The 16,845-nt window shown below is 69.9% G+C and carries 14 protein-coding genes and 1 tRNA gene; 5 read left to right on the top strand and 10 right to left on the bottom strand.

Annotated elements, in window-relative coordinates; genetic code table 11:
* Positions 1-166: 166 nt before the first annotated feature.
* Positions 167-2,899 carry a phosphoenolpyruvate carboxylase gene (ppc, locus tag E0500_RS04655; RefSeq protein WP_181586872.1) on the top strand — a complete coding sequence of 911 codons (2,733 nt, stop codon included), beginning with the start codon at positions 167-169 and terminating at the stop codon, positions 2,897-2,899.
* A gap of 73 nt (positions 2,900-2,972) precedes the next feature.
* On the opposite strand, the gene E0500_RS04650 is transcribed toward ppc, so the two are convergent.
* The 7 genes from E0500_RS04650 to E0500_RS04620 all read right to left on the bottom strand — a co-directional run bounded on the left by E0500_RS04650 (position 2,973) and on the right by E0500_RS04620 (position 8,702).
* Positions 2,973-3,470 carry a hypothetical protein gene (locus tag E0500_RS04650; RefSeq protein WP_131570365.1) on the bottom strand — a complete coding sequence of 166 codons (498 nt, stop codon included), beginning with the start codon at positions 3,468-3,470 and terminating at the stop codon, positions 2,973-2,975.
* A 105-nt stretch (positions 3,471-3,575) separates the two neighbouring features.
* The gene (pth, locus tag E0500_RS04645; RefSeq protein WP_131570363.1) at positions 3,576-4,178 is read right to left on the bottom strand and encodes an aminoacyl-tRNA hydrolase; all 603 of its coding nucleotides are present in this window, start codon (positions 4,176-4,178) and stop codon (positions 3,576-3,578) included.
* Between the two features lie 104 nt (positions 4,179-4,282).
* The gene (locus E0500_RS04640) at positions 4,283-4,876 is read right to left on the bottom strand and encodes a 50S ribosomal protein L25/general stress protein Ctc (RefSeq protein WP_131570361.1); all 594 of its coding nucleotides are present in this window, start codon (positions 4,874-4,876) and stop codon (positions 4,283-4,285) included.
* A gap of 209 nt (positions 4,877-5,085) precedes the next feature.
* On the bottom strand, positions 5,086-6,060 hold the full coding sequence (locus E0500_RS04635) for a ribose-phosphate diphosphokinase (protein ID WP_131570360.1): 975 nt from the start codon (positions 6,058-6,060) through the stop codon (positions 5,086-5,088).
* A gap of 109 nt (positions 6,061-6,169) precedes the next feature.
* A complete protein-coding gene (glmU, locus tag E0500_RS04630) occupies positions 6,170-7,618 on the bottom strand; it encodes a bifunctional UDP-N-acetylglucosamine diphosphorylase/glucosamine-1-phosphate N-acetyltransferase GlmU (protein WP_131570358.1) in 1,449 nt (482 codons plus the stop codon).
* Positions 7,619-7,744: 126 nt separating this feature from the next.
* A tRNA-Gln gene (locus E0500_RS04625) sits at positions 7,745-7,818 on the bottom strand.
* Positions 7,819-7,829: 11 nt separating this feature from the next.
* The gene (locus tag E0500_RS04620; RefSeq protein WP_131570356.1) at positions 7,830-8,702 is read right to left on the bottom strand and encodes a helix-turn-helix domain-containing protein; all 873 of its coding nucleotides are present in this window, start codon (positions 8,700-8,702) and stop codon (positions 7,830-7,832) included.
* Between the two features lie 168 nt (positions 8,703-8,870).
* Between E0500_RS04620 and E0500_RS04615 the strand changes: the two genes are divergently transcribed.
* Positions 8,871-10,271: a sensor histidine kinase gene (locus tag E0500_RS04615; protein WP_131570354.1), complete on the top strand. Its 1,401-nt coding sequence runs from the start codon at positions 8,871-8,873 to the stop codon at positions 10,269-10,271.
* Positions 10,272-10,409: 138 nt separating this feature from the next.
* Here the strand turns inward: E0500_RS04615 and E0500_RS04610 are convergent, their stop codons facing one another.
* Both E0500_RS04610 and E0500_RS04605 read right to left on the bottom strand, forming a co-directional pair.
* Positions 10,410-10,943, bottom strand: coding sequence for an SUKH-3 domain-containing protein (locus E0500_RS04610; RefSeq protein WP_181586871.1), 534 nt, complete (start codon positions 10,941-10,943; stop codon positions 10,410-10,412).
* Between the two features lie 92 nt (positions 10,944-11,035).
* Complete coding sequence (locus E0500_RS04605; RefSeq protein WP_181586870.1) at positions 11,036-11,536, bottom strand: YwqJ-related putative deaminase; 501 nt, start codon at positions 11,534-11,536, stop codon at positions 11,036-11,038.
* Between the two features lie 257 nt (positions 11,537-11,793).
* Here E0500_RS04605 and E0500_RS04600 point away from each other — a divergent pair, with 257 nt between their 5' ends.
* A complete protein-coding gene (locus tag E0500_RS04600; protein ID WP_131570348.1) occupies positions 11,794-12,819 on the top strand; it encodes an SMI1/KNR4 family protein in 1,026 nt (341 codons plus the stop codon).
* Between the two features lie 72 nt (positions 12,820-12,891).
* Here the strand turns inward: E0500_RS04600 and E0500_RS45335 are convergent, their stop codons facing one another.
* On the bottom strand, positions 12,892-13,194 hold the full coding sequence (locus E0500_RS45335) for a hypothetical protein (RefSeq protein ID WP_399118582.1): 303 nt from the start codon (positions 13,192-13,194) through the stop codon (positions 12,892-12,894).
* Between the two features lie 183 nt (positions 13,195-13,377).
* Between E0500_RS45335 and E0500_RS04595 the strand changes: the two genes are divergently transcribed.
* Positions 13,378-15,597, top strand: a complete 2,220-nt coding sequence (locus E0500_RS04595; protein WP_309504949.1) for an SUKH-4 family immunity protein — start codon at positions 13,378-13,380, stop codon at positions 15,595-15,597.
* A 232-nt stretch (positions 15,598-15,829) separates the two neighbouring features.
* Positions 15,830-16,714, top strand: a complete 885-nt coding sequence (locus tag E0500_RS04590) for a cellulose-binding protein (RefSeq protein WP_131568067.1) — start codon at positions 15,830-15,832, stop codon at positions 16,712-16,714.
* Positions 16,715-16,845: the final 131 nt, after the last annotated feature.

Below are 16,845 nucleotides of genomic sequence, written 5' to 3'. Positions count from 1 at the left end.
CCGCACGGACACCTATCCTTGGAACCGGTCGGACAGCGCCGTCCGCTCTGTTTTCTGCCCGGACGACCGGTCCCCGAAGCGGCCACGACCCGTCCACGGTCCAGCCGCCCGGCGAACATCCGGGTTCCCTCCCAGACGAGCTTCAACACTGCAAGGAGCCGCACCTGTGAGCAGTGCCGACGACCAGACCACCACGGTCAGCAGTGAACTGCGCGCCGACATCCGGCGCCTCGGCGACCTGCTGGGCGAAACCCTCGTCCGCCAGGAAGGCCCCGAACTCCTCGAACTGGTCGAACGGGTCCGCCGCCTGACCCGCGAGGACGGCGAGGCCGCCGCCGAGCTGCTGCGCGGCATCGAACTGGAGACCGCGGCCAAGCTGGTCCGCGCCTTCTCCACCTACTTCCACCTGGCCAACGTCACCGAGCAGGTCCACCGAGGCCGCGAACTGCGCGCCAAGCGCTCCGCCGAGGGCGGCCTCCTGGCCCGTACCGCCGACCGGCTCAAGGACGCCGACCCCGAACACCTGCGCGAGACGGTCAGGAACCTCAACGTACGGCCCGTCTTCACCGCCCACCCGACCGAAGCAGCCCGCCGCTCGGTACTCAACAAGCTGCGCAGGATCGCCGCACTCCTGGAGATGCCGGTCATCGAATCCGACCGGCGCCGTTACGACATCCGTCTGGCCGAGAACATCGACCTCGTCTGGCAGACCGACGAACTCCGCGTCGTCCGCCCCGAGCCCGCCGACGAGGCCCGCAACGCCATCTACTACCTCGACGAACTCCACGCGAACGCCGTCGGCGACGTCCTGGAGGACCTCACCGCCGAACTGGACCGCGTCGGCTTCACCCTCCCGGACGACACCCGACCGCTGACCTTCGGCACCTGGATCGGCGGCGACCGCGACGGCAACCCCAACGTCACCCCGCAGGTCACCTGGGACGTGCTGATCCTCCAGCACGAACACGGCATCAACGACGCCCTCGACCTCATCGACGAACTCCGCGGCTTCCTGTCGAACTCCATCCGCTACACCGGAGCCACCCAGGAACTCCTGGACTCCCTCCAGGCCGACCTCGAGGCCCTGCCCGAGATCAGCCCCCGCTACAAGCGCCTCAACGCCGAAGAGCCCTACCGGCTCAAGGCCACCTGCATCCGGCAGAAGCTGGAGAACACCAAGGAGCGCCTCGCCACGGGCATCCCGCACGAGCCGGGCCGCGACTACCTCGGGACCAGCGAACTCCTGGGGGACCTCACCCTCATCCAGAGCTCCCTGCGCGAGCACCGCGGCGGCCTCTTCGCCGACGGCCGGATGAACCGCACCATCCGCACCCTCGCCGCCTTCGGCCTCCAGCTCGCCACCATGGACGTACGCGAACACGCGGACGCCCACCACCACGCCCTCGGCCAGCTCTTCGACCGGCTCGGCGAGGAATCCTGGCGCTACGAGGACATGCCACGCGAGTACCGCCACAAGCTCCTCGCCAAGGAACTCAGGTCCCGGCGCCCCCTCGCCCCGACCCCCGCCCCCCTCGACGAGGCGGGCGCCAAGACCCTCGGCGTCTTCGAGACCGTCAAGCGCGCCCTCGCCGTCTTCGGACCCGAGGTCATCGAGTCCTACATCATCTCGATGTGCCAGGGCGCCGACGACGTGTTCGCCGCGACCGTGCTCGCCCGCGAAGCCGGACTCATCGACCTGCACGCCGGCTGGGCCAGGATCGGAATCGTGCCGCTCCTGGAGACCACCGACGAACTCAAGGCCGCCGACACCATCCTGGAGGACATGCTCGCCGACCCCTCCTACCGCCGGCTCGTGGCCCTGCGCGGCGACGTCCAGGAGGTCATGCTCGGCTACTCCGACTCCTCCAAGTTCGGCGGCATCACCACCAGCCAGTGGGAGATCCACCGCGCCCAGCGCCGCCTGCGCGACGTCGCCCACCGCTACGGCGTACGGCTGCGTCTCTTCCACGGCCGCGGAGGAACCGTGGGACGCGGCGGCGGCCCCTCCCACGACGCGATCCTCGCCCAGCCCTGGGGCACCCTCGAAGGCGAGATCAAGGTGACCGAACAGGGCGAGGTCATCTCCGACAAGTACCTGATCCCCGCACTGGCCCGCGAGAACCTGGAACTCACGGTCGCCGCCACCCTCCAGGCCTCCGCCCTGCACACCGCCCCCCGCCAGTCCGTGGAGGCACTGGCCCGCTGGGACGCGGCCATGGACGTCGTCAGCGACGCGGCACACGGCGCCTACCGGGGACTCGTCGAAGACCCCGACCTGCCCGCGTACTTCTTCGCCGCCACACCCGTCGACCAACTCGCCGACCTGCACCTCGGCTCCCGGCCCTCACGCCGCCCGGACTCCGGAGCCGGACTCGACGGACTGCGGGCCATCCCGTGGGTGTTCGGCTGGACCCAGTCACGGCAGATCGTGCCGGGCTGGTTCGGCGTCGGCTCCGGCCTGAAGGCACTGCGCGAGGCCGGCCTCGACACCGTCCTCGACGAGATGCACGAACAGTGGCACTTCTTCCGCAACTTCATCTCCAACGTCGAGATGACGCTCGCCAAGACGGACCTCCGGATCGCCAGCCACTACGTCGACACCCTCGTGCCCGAAGAACTCAAGCACGTCTTCGCCACCATCGAGGCCGAGCACGAACTGACCGTCCGCGAGATCCTGCGGATCACGGGCGAGGACAAGCTCCTCGACGCCAACCCCGTACTCCAGCAGACCTTCGCCATCCGCGACGCCTACCTGGACCCGATCTCCTACCTCCAGGTCACCCTCCTCAAGCGCCAGCGCGACGCGGCCGCCGCGGGCGACACCCCGGACCCCGTGCTGTCCCGGGCCCTGCTCCTGACCGTCAACGGCGTGGCAGCCGGCCTGCGCAACACCGGCTGACGACACACCGAACGAAAGGGTGCCCCCGAGGTCGTACGACCCCGGGGGCACCCTTTTCGCAGGTCCTGCCAGGTCAGAGGAGTACGAACGCGGCCGTGATCAGAGCCAGACCGGAACCGCCCAGCACCCACCCCAGCCGGCTCAAACCCAGGCCACCCGCCACGACCACCGAGGTGAGCAGCAGAGCACCCCCGAAAGGCACCCACGCGTACAGGAACCCCGACGGGCCCGTACGGACGACAGCACTGCTGCCGGGCTTCACGGCGACCGCGTACGTCTGCCCCCGCTTCACCGCCACCGTCCGCTCGATCTCCACACGATCGCGCGCCTTCGAACCCCCGGACGTCGGCGTGTAAGGACCCGTACAGACGTCCTCCGCGCACCGCGTCACCGTCATCGCGCCCTGCTCACGACCCTTGGTGAACATCACATGCTGGGCAGTGCCCCACGAGGCCCACACCCCCGCCATCAGGATCAGCGCCGCGACCGTACCCATCGCCGCGAGACGCCCGAACCGCAGCACGGCAGCAGCCCCCTCACGGGGCGCACGGGAAGCAGCGGAGGCAGGCATGGCCGCGATCCTTGGCCATGTCCACGCGGTCGGTCAACTCCCGTGGACGACAAGTCAGCACTTGTACGCCTACATCGCCCCGCCGACAGGAGCGGTCAGGAGCCGTCAGGAGTTGTACGCGCTCTGCGCCCGCTCCAACCCCTCCGCGACCAGACACTCCACCGAGTCGGCAGCGCGGTCCACGAAGTAGTCCAGCTCCTTGCGCTCGGCGGACGAGAAATCCTTCAGAACGAAATCGGCGACCTGCATACGGCCCGGAGGACGCCCGATCCCGAACCGCACCCGGTGATAGTCCGAGCCCATCGCCTTCGTCATCGACTTCAGACCGTTGTGGCCGTTGTCGCCGCCGCCCAGCTTCAGCCGCAGCGTGCCGTAATCGATGTCCAACTCGTCATGAATCGCCACGACGTTGGCCACCGGCACCTTGTAGAAGTCGCGCAGGGCGTTCACCGGGCCACCGGACAGATTCATGTACGACATCGGCTTGGCCAGGATCACCCGGCGGCTCGCCGGGCCCGGGGGACCGATCCGGCCCTCGACCACCTGCGCCTGCGCCTTCTGAGCCCGCTTGAACTTCCCGCCGATCCGCTCCGCCAGCAGATCGGCCACCATGAACCCCACGTTGTGCCGGTTCATCGCATACTCGGGCCCGGGATTGCCCAGCCCCACGATCAGCCAGGGGGCACCCGCATCGGTCGTCACGTCCATGTCTCCTTCATACGCGCTCACACGCGGTCACACGCACGGCCGCCGGGCCCCACACCTCACGGTGCGGACCCGGCGGCCGGAACACGATCCAGGATCCGAAGGGATCAGGCCTCCGCGGCCTCTCCACCCTCAGCGGCCTCCTCCGTCGGCTCCTCAGCCTGAGCGGACAGCACCTGAAGGACGACCGCGTCCTCCTCGACGGCCAGCGTGACGCCCGACGGCAGCTTGATGTCCTTGGCGAGGACGGAGGCACCCGACGTCAGGCCCTCGACGGAGACCGTCACGGCCTCGGGGATGTGCGTGGCCTCGGCCTCGACCGGCAGCGCGTTCAGCACGTGCTCCAGCAGGTTCCCACCCGGGGCCAGCTCACCCTCGGTCTGGATCGGAATCTCGACGTTGACCTTCTCGCCACGCTTCACCAGCAGCAGGTCGACGTGCTCCAGGAAGCCCTTGATCGGGTCACGCTGCACGGACTTCGGGATCGCCAGCTCGTTGGCCTTGCCGTCGATGTCCAGCGAGATCAGAACGTTCGGCGTACGCAGCGCCAGCAGCAGGTCGTGGCCCGGCAGCGTCAGGTGCAGCGGGTCCGAGCCGTGACCGTACAGAACACCCGGAACCTTGCTGTCGCGACGGATACGACGGGCGGCACCCTTGCCGAACTCGGTGCGCGTCTCGGCGGTGAGCTTCACCTCGGACATGATCACTCCTCGTAGTAAGAAAAGGAAACGGTCGTGGTCACCCGGCCACGAACGGCCTGCTACGAAGAGCGCGTCGATTACGGACCACCGAACCCCGAAACGGGTACGGCCTCCCTCGCCGAGCAACTGCAGCAGTCTACTCGGAGAGGAAGGCCGTACCCAAAAGGATCTTCCGTAGCTCGCCGACCCGCTCGCCGACCGCTGGCCTCCTACTGCTCGTCGAACAGGCTCGTCACCGAACCGTCCTCGAACACCTCACGCATAGCGTTCGCGATCGTCGGCGCGATCGACAACACCTTGATCTTGTCCAGATCCAGCTCACCCGGCGTCGGCAGCGTGTTCGTGAACACGAACTCACTCACCTTCGAGTTCTTCAACCGGTCGGCCGCCGGACCCGACAGCACACCATGCGTCGCCGTCACGATGACGTCCTCCGCACCGTGCGCGAACAGCGCGTCCGCCGCGGCACAGATCGTGCCACCCGTGTCGATCATGTCGTCGACCAGCACACAGATACGGCCCTTCACATCGCCGACCACCTCGTGCACCGTGACCTGGTTCGCCACGTCCTTGTCGCGACGCTTGTGCACGATCGCCAGCGGCGCACCCAGACGGTCACACCACCGGTCGGCAACCCGCACCCGGCCCGCGTCCGGAGACACGACCGTCAGCTTGTCCCGGTCCACCTTGCTGCCCACGTAGTCCGCCAGCAGCGGCAGCGCGAACAGATGGTCGACAGGACCGTCGAAGAACCCCTGAATCTGGTCCGTGTGCAGATCCACGGCCAGGATCCGGTCCGCACCCGCCGTCTTCATCAGATCAGCTATCAGACGCGCCGAAATCGGTTCACGACCCCGGTGCTTCTTGTCCTGCCGCGCGTAACCGTAGAAGGGCACGATCACAGTGATCGAACGCGCCGACGCCCGCTTCAACGCATCGATCATGATCAACTGCTCCATGATCCACTGGTTGATCGGCGACGTGTGGCTCTGGATCAGGAAGCAGTCCGCACCACGCGCCGACTCCTGGTAACGGACATAGATCTCACCATTGGCGAAGTCGAAGGCCTTCGTCGGGACAACCCCGACACCCAGCTCCTGGGCGATCTCCTCGGCAAGCTCGGGGTGGGCGCGGCCGGAGAAGAACATCATCTTCTTCTCGCCGGTCGTCTTGATCCCGGTCACAGCACAGTCTCCTCAGAGGTGTCTCAGCTGGGCATGAGAGGTCGTCTCAGCTGGGGGGTCCGGATATGCACCTATCACGGTACGCCGTCCCAGACGCCCCCGTTTCCGGTCAGCTTTCGCCTTCGCCCTGGTGAGACGCGGCCTCGGCAGCCTTCGCCGCCGCGCTCCCCGGACGCTTACGGGCCACCCAACCCTCGATATTCCGTTGCTGGCCACGGGCGACAGCCAGCGAACCGGGCGGCACATCCTTCGTGATCACCGAACCCGCAGCGGTGTACGCGCCGTCCCCGACCGTGACAGGCGCCACAAACATGTTGTCCGAGCCCGTCTTGCAATGTGAACCAACCGTGGTGTGGTGCTTGTTCTCACCGTCGTAGTTCACGAAGACACTCGCCGCACCGATGTTCGTGTACTCACCGATCGTCGCGTCCCCCACATAGGAGAGATGCGGAACCTTGGTCCCCTCCCCGATGGACGCGTTCTTCGTCTCCACATACGTCCCGATCTTGGACTTCAGACCGAGGCGGGTGCCGGGACGGAGATAGGCATACGGGCCGACGGTCGCCTGCGCACCGATGTCGGCGTGGTCGGCGACCGTGTTGTCGACCCGGGCACCGGCCCCCACCCGGGTGTCCGACAACCGGGAGTTGGGCCCGACCTCGGCACCCTCACCGAGGTGCGTGGAACCGTGCAGCTGCGTCCCCGGATGCACGACGACGTCCTGCTCGAACGTCACGGTGACGTCGACCCAGGTCGTCGCCGGATCGATGACGGTCACCCCCGCGAGCATCGCGTCGGTGAGAAGCCGGTCATTGAGAATGCGGCGGGCCTCGGCGAGCTGCACACGGTTGTTGATACCCGCGATCTCACGGTGGTCGCCGGCCACGGAGGCGCCGACCCGATGCCCGGCCTCACGCAGAATGCCCAGCACGTCGGTGAGGTACTCCTCACCCTGACTGTTGTCCGTCCGGACCTTGCCCAGCGCGTCGGCGAGGAGCTGCCCGTCGAACGCGAACACCCCGGAGTTGATCTCCCGGATCGCGCGCTGGGAGTCGCTCGCGTCCTTGTGCTCGACGATCGCCGTGACCGCGCCGCTCGCCCCGTCGCGCACGATCCGCCCGTACCCGGTCGCGTCCGGGACCTCGGCGGTGAGCACGGTGACGGCGTTGCCGTCGGTGGTGTGCGTCGCGGCGAGGGCCTGGAGGGTCGCGGCGGTGAGGAGAGGCGTGTCGCCGCACACGACGACCACGGTTCCGTCGACACCGCCGCCCAGCTCGTCGAGGCCCATCCGTACGGCGTGCCCGGTCCCGTTCTGCTCGGCCTGGACGGCCGTCCGTACGCCGGGGTCGATCTCGGCGAGGTGCGCGGCGACCTTCTCGCGCGCGTGCCCCACGACGACGACCAGATTCTCGGGCTCCAACTCGCGCGCGGCGGCGAGTACGTGACCGACGAGGGAACGGCCACAGATGCTGTGCAGGACCTTCGGTGTGGCCGACTTCATACGGGTGCCCTCACCCGCTGCGAGTACGACGACGGCTGCCGGGCGGTTGGCGCTCACGGGTGTGCCCTTCGGCTTCGGATGTGTGGGGTTCGACGTCCGCAGGATACCGGGGGGTTGTGAGGGGGAAATGTGAGCGGGGCCTGACTGTGTGGGTCAGGCCCCGAACCGAGGGGTTGTGTGCTGTGGCTCCCGGGGAAGGAATCGAACCCTCATTCAAGAGACCAAAACTCTTTGTCCTGCCATTAGACGACCCGGGATGGTCTGCACCCTATGTCCGATTTCGTAGATCGGGTGCGGGCGCAGCCCCTACTATGCCGTACCAGGCGCCCTCCATGCGACGGTATAGGTCAGCGCTCTGCCGGACGTAGATCGCAAGGCAGCCGTGATAGTTGTCGCCGGTGTTCTTGCGCACCGTTCGCGGGTTGTGTTTCTTGAGGGTCGCTCGGCTGAACGCCGATACCTCGACGCCAACCACGTCGGCCCAGTACTTCTCTGCGGCGGCGACGTCGGCCGTTTCGTGGATACTCACGCGAATCGTCAGTCGGTCGCGGGTGACTTCGAGGAGCTCAAGCCAACGCAGGAAGAGTCGGATCACGTTCGCGTCGCTGTTGATGAACTGGAGCACCTCGGTGCGTCGGTGCGGCTTGTCCTTGGCGCCCTCGGCCCAGTAGAGCGCGACCCCTGCGATAAACAACTCGCGGTCTGACAGTTCGCCGATGGCTGCGGCGGCCTGCCGTTTGGTCTCTGCCCTCTCCTGCTCCAGTGCAGCGCGCAGCCGGGCGAGGCCTGCGTTCATCAACTCGCGCTGCTCCTCGGGCGTGCGCCGGGCTGGCGGGGTGGGAAGATCACGCACCCATAGTGAAACGGAGCTTTTTGAGCAGCCTAGCTCGGTCTGGATCTGTTTGTACGTCCACCCCTGCCGACGTAGCTCCCGAGCCCTCTTGCGGAGGTCGTCCTTCGCTCTGGGGCGCTTCGTCCACTCCGGCGGTGGCTCGCCCTCGACCAGGCGTTGCAGTATTTCGTTGTTGTAGACGCCAAGTTCGTCTCGGATCTGGCGGAGGCTGTAGCCCCCGCGCCGCAACGCGACCGCCCGCTCCCGTAGCCCCTCGAAGTCCGCGTACTTGCTGTGTGCGTGTGCCATGGGCATACCGTCCGGCCGGAATGTGGGGTTCCGGGGTCGAACGGTGTGCGATTCAGTAGTTCGAGGGATTCCGGCCGGTTTCGCTTCTGTTCGATTGCGGAGCGTGGTGTAGGGCAGTACGGGAAACTCGCCGGAAAAGCGTTGGGTCGCGCCCGTAGGCTGGGACGCATGACCACGACGGGGGAAGACCGTACCGAGGCCGGGACCAGGGCCGGACCAGTGTGGTGGGGGCGGTGGCGCAGTGCGGCGCTGGATGCCGGGCTGGCGCTGCTGTCGATGATCGAGTGTGCGGTGCAGGGGTATCCGTTCGCGCGGGACGCGGGGCTGCCCGTGGCCGTGGGGGTGGTGTTCGGACTGCTCGCGGGGTCCGTGCTGCTGGTGCGGCGGATGTGGCCCGTCGCGGTGGTGCTCGTGTCGATTGCGATCACGCCGGCGCAGATGGGCTATCTGATGGGCGTGGTGGGCCTGTACACGCTGGCCGCGTCGGAGGTGCCTCGGCGGATCATCGCGGCGCTGTCGGGGATGTCGTTCGTGGGGGTGTTCATCGTCGCGTTCGTGCAGACCGTGCACGGGAATGTGCGGGGGGACGCGACGGTGGGGGCGGAGTGGTTTCCGCCGTTCGTGTCGTTGACGATGGCGATCGGGATGACCGCGCCGCCGGTGTTGCTCGGGTTGTACGTGGGGGCGCGGCGGCGGCTGATGGAGAGCCTTCGGGAGCGGGCGGACTCGCTGGAGCGGGAGCTGCAGTTGCTGGCCGAGCGGGCGGAGGAGCGGGCGGAGTGGGCCCGGGGTGAGGAGCGGACGCGGATCGCCCGTGAGATGCATGACGTGGTGGCGCATCGGGTGTCGTTGATGGTGGTGCATGCGGCCGCGCTGCAGGCGGTTGCCCGGAAGGATCCCGAGAAGGCTGTGAAGAACGCGGCGCTGGTGGGGGACATGGGGCGGCAGGCGTTGACGGAGCTGCGGGAGATGTTGGGGGTGCTGCGGTCGGGGGACGGGCTGGCGTCCAAGGGTGACAAGGGTGACAAGGCCGGCGACGGCGGTAGGCGCGGTAGGGGCGCTGAGGGCGTCCGCGGTGAGTCGGTGCCGTTGGCCGCTGTGGGGGTGGCTGCGGCGGAGGCGGCGTCGCGGGTTTCGTGGAGTTCCCGAGGCGAGGACGAGGCCGTGGACGGGCCGTGTCTCGCGGAGCTGGAGGAGCTGGTCGGGCAGTCCGCGGCCGCCGGGATGGTGGTGGATCTGTCGGTGGAGGGGGATGAGCGGGGGTATGCGCCGGAGATCGAGCAGACCGCGTATCGGGTGGTTCAGGAGGCGTTGACGAACGTCCACAAGCACGCTGCGGGGGCGAAGACGTATGTGCGGCTGGCGCATCGGGTCGCTGAGATCGCGATGCAGGTGGAGAACGAGCCGCCGCCGGAGCCGGGGGATGCGTCGTCGGCGCGGTTGCCCTCCGGGGGGAACGGGCTGGTGGGGATGAAGGAGCGTGTGGCGGCGCTGGGGGGTGTGTTCGTGTCCGGGCCGACGGATGCGGGGGGTTTTCGGGTGTCGGCGGTGATTCCGGCCGAAGGGTGATTCCGGCTGAGGGGTGATTCCGGCTGAGGGGTGAGTTCGGTCGCCACCGTTCACCGTCCGTCGGCGGAACTCGGCTGAGGAGGTCGAGCGGCCTGCCGTGTCAGCCCGTCGCCCAGCCCGTCGTAACAGGCCGCCGGATCAGCCTGACGTGAGCCGTACCGGTGGTATCCCCGTCAGCAGTGCGGTGAAGGCCTGGTCGGCCGTGGGGCCCAGGTACCAGTCGCCGGTGTGGTCCAGGGCGTAGACGCGCCCTTCCGTGTCGATGGCGAGGATGGTGTGGGTGTCGGGTTCGAGGCCGAGGGGGCAGACCTCGGCGCCGAGGGCGCGGCCGAGGTCGGCGAGGGTGCGGGCCATGTGGAGCCCGTGCATGGGGTCCAGGTGCAGGGCTGAGGGTGCGAGTTCGCGGCCGGGGCCCTGTGCGGTGATGTGCAGGCCGCCGAACTCCGCCCATGCCTCGACTGCCGCTGGGAAGACCGCGTGGCGGTGTCCCGCGGTGGACGTGTGCTCGCGGAGGGCGTCGGCCCAGATCTCGGCCTGCCGTATGTCCCAGCGGCCGGGCAGCCAGCCCGCGGCGCGCAGGGCGGCGTCCACGGGCGCGGGGAAGCGGGTTGGGGTTCCCCCCTGCCCGAGCGGAGTCGGGAGTTTGGGGGTGGAGGAGCGGTCGGCTTGCATCTGCCCTTCGTTCGTCGAGGGTCGGGACTGGGCGGTCACCGTGCTGGGGGTGACGCCGTTTTGCTGGGTCAGGGTTCCTGGGTGGGTCTGGGTCAGGGTTCCTGGGTGGGGTCGACGACTCGTACGCCGAAGTGGGCGCTCAGGGCCTGGCAGGCGCGGCAGGGCGGGGCGAAGCTGCCGTGGAGTGGGTCGCCGGCCTCGCGGATGCGGCGGGCGGTGAGTTTGGCCTGTTTGAGGGCTTTGCGGGCTTCGCCGTTGGTCATCGGTTTGCGGGCCGCGCGTTTGCTGCGCGCGGTGTCGGCGGTGGCGATGTGGCGGGAGATGAGGATCGCTTCGGCGCAGCGGCCGGTGAAGCGGTCGCGTTGGGCCGTGGCGAGGGAGTCGAGGAATTCCTGGACGAGGGGGTGCAGGGGTGGTGGCTGGTCGCCTCGGGCGGCGGTGCCGGTGAGGGTTTCGCCGCGGACCGAGAGGGCGGCGGCCACGGTCGGGAGTATGCCGTCGCGGCGGTGGTGGAGGGCGGGCGCGTGCACGGTGTCGGCGTTGCTCCAGCCGATGCGTGGGTCGCCCGAGGTGCCCGTCCGGGTTGCGTTCATGCTCTTCATCCCCTCCGTTCAATCCCCCGGCAGCGGACACAGCCTGCCAAAGTCCGTGGCGGCTGCGGAAGCTGGGGCCATGCGACACGCCCGGCTTCGTCGGACCGTCACGGCAGGGTGACGGCTGGTCACGGAACCGGAGGCCCGGTGACCGGTGTCCCCGTACGGCTTAGGCTGTCGGCAACCGCGATCCTTACGGCTATCGCGTGACCGACAGGCAAATCAGGCCATAGAGAACGCCGCAGGGGGCATCCGCCATGACGACAGGTCGGCCCGGGCATCAAGCCGCGCCGCCGAACGCGGCCTACGCCGGGCAGGTCGTGCAGTTTCCGGACCCGGTCCGAGCGGCGCGTCATCCGAGAGGCGTGCGCGTGGACGCCCATGGCTATCCCGACTTCTCGCCCTATGCGCGTGCCGCCGCCGATATCGCGGACCCCCCGGAAGGGTTCGGTGTCGATGAGCTGAGGTTGACGGACTACGTGTCCGCGAACGCCGTGCTCGCCGCTTCGGGGCATGAGTTGTGGGACACGATTCCCGCGGTGGCGACTCCGCACGGCTGGACCTGGCATCACGTGCGGGGCAGTCGTCGGCTTGAGCTGGTGCCGGTGGACGTCAAGGCGCTGCTGCGGCATCACGGTGGTGTGGCCACGGCGGCTGTCGACCAGGCCAAGCGGGGGACGCGGCCGTTGCAGGAGACGCGGCCGGCGCATTTCGGGTTGCCGAAGTCGGCGTTGGCGGTGACGGAGCAGCAGGTGCTCGGGGTCGAGGAGGACCTCGGGTACCGGTTGCCGGGGGCGTATCGGTCGTTCCTGAAGGCCGCGGGTGGTTGTGCGCCCGTGGGGGCGGCTCTGGACGCGGAGTTGGGGGTGCTCGTCGACCAGCCGTTCTTCACGGTGCGGGACGAGGCCGCCATCAATGACCTGGTGTACGTGAACAAGTGCCTGCGGGATCATCTGACCAAGGACTACCTGGGTGTCGGGTTCGTGCAGGGCGGGTTGCTCGCCGTGAAGGTGAGGGGCGACCGGGTCGGGTCGGTCTGGTTCTGCGCGTACGACGATGCCCGTGACGTCGATCCCTCGTGGACGCCCGCGGAGCGTGTCGAGCGGCTGCTGCTGCCGTGCGGGGACGACTTCGATGCGTTCCTGACGCGGCTGGCGGGTAATCCGCCGGAGTTGGAGACCGTGGCGAACCTGATGGTGGACGGTGGCTTCGCGCGTGCCGTGCCCGTCTCCTCGTCGTCTTCCGCGGCCTCGGCGTCTTCGGCGTCCTCGGTGGGGGAGTGAGTTTTCGATGGTGACCTTCGCGCAGGCGCAGGAGCGCGCCGAAGAGTGGATCAACGGGGACGTGCCCGGTTATCAGCACCGTGAGGTGCGGGTACGGGAGTTCGAGCTGGGGTTCGTGGTCTGGGCCGAGGACCGGGTCGAGGGGCCGCGGTCGGACGGCGGTGTCCAGCGGCTCGTCATCGCGCGGGACAGCGGTGAGGCCACGCTGTGGCCGGGGCTGCCGGTGGGCGAGGTGATCCGGCGGTACGAGGAGGAGTACGGCCGGACGGACACCGCGCCCGAGCCCGAGCCCGCGCCTCCTCCGGCCCGGGTGGATCTGAACCAGACGTCGTTCCTGCTGACTCCGCCGGAGTGGTTGCAGGAGGCGGCCGACAAGCTGGGTATCCCGGACCAGCGTTCGGGTTCGGGGGCGGACGCGTCCGACGGGGCGGGTTCTCGTGTGGCCGGGGCCGGGGCCGGGGCCGGGGCCGGGCCGGTGGGGCCGGAGACCGTCCGGCTGCTGCTCCCGCCGCCGCCGCTGCCGCGGCCGGCTCGGACACGGGTTCCGTCTCGGATGCGGTGCCTGGCCAGGACGGTGGGCTGCCCGAGACTCTCGCCGGGCCTTCTGGCGCGGCCGATGCCACGCCGTGGCCGGCCGCCGGTGCCGTCGACGATGTGCAGGACGCGCCGCCGCAGGACCGGGTGCCGGGTGTGGCTCCGGGGGCGACTCCGTGGGCCGGGACCGACACCAATGCCGGTGCGGAGGAGGACCGTTCGGTACCGCTGCCCCAGACCGTGTTCGCGCCGCCGCTGACCGGTGTGGACGACGCCGACGTCCCGCTGCCTGGTGCGGCGCCGGACGCCAAGACCGCGCTGATCTCCGGGGGCAGCCAGTTGCCGCCGACGGCGGTCTCTCCGGCGCCGAACGAGCCCGGCGGTCCGCAGGGCACGCCGCCTCCGGGCGCGCCGTCGTACGGCTATCCGCAGGCCCCTGGTACGCCGCCTCCGGGTGTGCCCGGGTACGGCTATCCGCAGGCTCCCGGTACGCCTCCGGCCGGCACGGGTGAGGCCGCCGATTCCGTGACGGGTAAGGCGCCACAGCCTCCGGCGCCTCCGGGCGCCCCGGCGGCTGGGTACGCGTCGGCGCAGCTTCCGGCGCCGCCTGGTGCGCCTGGTGCTCCGGGTGTGCCGGCTCCTCCGGGGGTTCCGGGTGCGCCTGGTGGTTCGCAGCCTCCGGGTGTGTCGACTCCGCCTGGTGGTACGCCCGGGGGTGGTGTTCATCACGCCGCCACGGTGCTGTCCGCTCCCTCTGTCGGCGGTCCGGGGGCGCCCCTGCCTCCGGGTCCGCCCGGGGCTCCGGGCCGGCCTGGTGCGCCTGGTGCTCCGGGTGTGCCGGCTCCTCCAGCTCCTCCGGGTGCTCCCGGTGTGCCGACTCCGCCGGGTGGTACGCCTGGGGGTGGTGTTCATCACGCGGCCACGATGCTGTCCGGTCCCCCCGTCGGCGGCCCCGGCGCACCACATCAGCCGCCTGCCGCGCCGAGTGCTCCGAGTGCTCCCGGAGCCCCCGGAACTCCGGGCACCCCCGGCGCCGTACACCATGCCGAGACCGTGCTGGCAGCGCCACCGGTCGGCCCTCCGGGTGCGCCCGGGGTTCCCGGCGCGCCAGGCGCCCCTGCTGTTCCCCCGCCCCCGGCCCCGCCCGGTATGCCCCCGGGCGCGCCCCGGCCGATCCCCGGTCAGCAACCGCCGGTGCCCGGACCGCCGCCGGCCCCGGCCCCGGGGCAGCAGCCCCCCGCGTACGGCTATCCGCAGCAACCCTCGGGTCAGCCGACCGTGGGCCCCGGTTACCAGGCTGTGCTGCGCTACCGCGCCCCGGACGGCTCCGAGCAGCAGGTGATCCGGCGGTCGGCGCCGGGTATGCCGCACCCGGAGTGGCAGATCTTCCATGAGCTGCGCGGGATGAACATCCCGCCGGACCAGGTGCTGGAGCTGCACACGGAGCTGGAGTCGTGCGAGCTGCCGGGTGCGTACTGTGCGCGGATGATCCGCGAGCAGTGGCCGAACGCGCGGATCACATCGATCGCCCCGTACGGCACCGACCACGCCTCGCGTCAGCAGGGCATGGCGCAACTCCTCGCGCATCAGGGGGAGTTGCACCAGGTGGCCGATGGTCCCGCGCGGCCCGCGCCGGTGCGGGCGCCGCTGCCGCCGGTGCAGCCCGCACCGCCGATCCCGCCGGAGGGTGTCGCGCAGGAGCTGGCGGCCGCGTTCGGGCCGGGTCTCTTCCGGTTCGACCAGCAGGCGGTGTCCCGGCAGGGTGTGCCGCCGATCGTGGCGCACTCGCTGGTGGTGGGCGGACTGCCGGTCGACATGGGCCCGTTCTTCTGGGCGCAGGCCCAGCCGGCGCGGCCGGTGCCGACGCTTGCCGAGCTGGCGCAGGAGCGGGGCGTGCAGCCCGCGTCGGACGCGGGCTCGTACCTCGTCATGGGCAGCGACTTCGGCAAGGCGCTGTGTGTGCAGTACGGCACGGCGAACATCGTCGCGGTGCCGGTGGAGGCCGGGCCGGGTGGTGCTCCGGTGCCGCCGCAGTTCGTGAACACGGGGCTGCCCGAGTTCCAGCGCTGCCTGGCGCTGCTGGGCCGCATGTGGCGATTGCGCTACGGCCTGAACCAGGAGCAGGCGGGTCGTTGGACCGTCGACTTCCAGGCTCAGCTGGCCGCCCTCGACCAGGCGGCACTGGGTTCGCCGGAGAGCTGGTGGTCGGTGCTGCTGGAGCAGATGTGGGACGGACTGCTCTGACGGTGAGGGCGGTGACCCCGAAAAAGGTGACCCCGAAAAAGGTGGCGGTGGCGCGGCGCTGACGTCGCGTCACCCCGTGCGGAGGGCCGGGCCCGGTCGTGTGACCGGGCCCGGCCCTTTCGTGTGGGGAACGGCGACCGTTACTTACACCTGGAGTGTCGCGTTATGAGCCCTTACATCTGATCAATCAAGATATGCGCGAAATCATTCGAGAGGGCGAGAGGGTTCCAGGATGAGCAGCGCATCGGTGTCGCCGGACGACTTCGCGGTCGTACGGCGCGGCTACCGTCCCGAGCAGGTCGACGCGTACGCGGCTGCCCTCTCGCAGGACCGTGACGCGGCGTGGGAGCGGGCCGCGCGGTTGACCGTGCTGGCCAGGGAGATGGAGGCGGAGGCGGAGCGGCTGCGGGAGGCCGTGGCGCGACTGGCTCCGCAGACGTACGAGGCGCTCGGTGAGGGGGCCCGGCAGTTGTTCGAGCTGGGCGCGCAGGAGGCGGAGGCGGTGCGTGAGGGCGGTCGTCAGGACGCCCTCACGATCACCGATGAGGCGGAGGCGGAGGGGCGCGGGGCGTTGGAGGCCGCGCAGGCGTACGCCGACGAGGTGCGCGGCGAGGCCGAGGAGCGGGCCCGGCAGCGGCTGCTCGCGGCGCGTGCCGAGGCGGACGACCTGCGGATCGAGGCACGGGTGGAGGTGAAGGAGCGCCGGGGCGAGGCGCTGGCCGCGCTGCGGGAGGTACGGCAGCGGACCGAGGGCGTGCTCGCCGAGCGCGAGAGGGAGTACGCCGACCGCTGCGTGGAGATGGACCGCGAGCTGGCCGAGCGCGAGGCCGTGCTCGACGCGCGGCACGGCGAACGGGTGACCCGCGCCGAGGCCGTCCTCTCCGAGGCGACGCGCGCCATCGCCGAGGCCGAGCAGTCCGACGCCCGTATGCAGGCGGACGCCGAGGCCCGGGCCGCCGAACTGATCGCCGAGGCCCGCGTCCAGGAGGACCGCATCATCCGCGACACGGAACGTGTGCTGCGCGAACACGCCGAGCAATGGGACACGGTGCAGGCCCACATGGACCACGTACGCAACAGCCTGGCGACGCTCACGGGGCGGGCGCCGACGGAGTAGGACAGGCCGTCCCGGTCCGGGCGGCCGACGCAGACGCGGGGGGTTCCGGTGCGTCAGCCGATGAGGAGGCGCGCGGCAAGGCTTACTGGGAGGACGACGGGCTCCCGACCGTCACAGCCGAGGAGAAAGCC

Source organism: Streptomyces sp. KM273126 (assembly GCF_004337435.2).
Classification (GTDB): domain Bacteria; phylum Actinomycetota; class Actinomycetes; order Streptomycetales; family Streptomycetaceae; genus Streptomyces; species Streptomyces acidicola.
The sequence above is the reverse complement of the archived record's forward strand: the minus strand, read 5'-3'. Positions and strand labels throughout refer to the sequence as shown.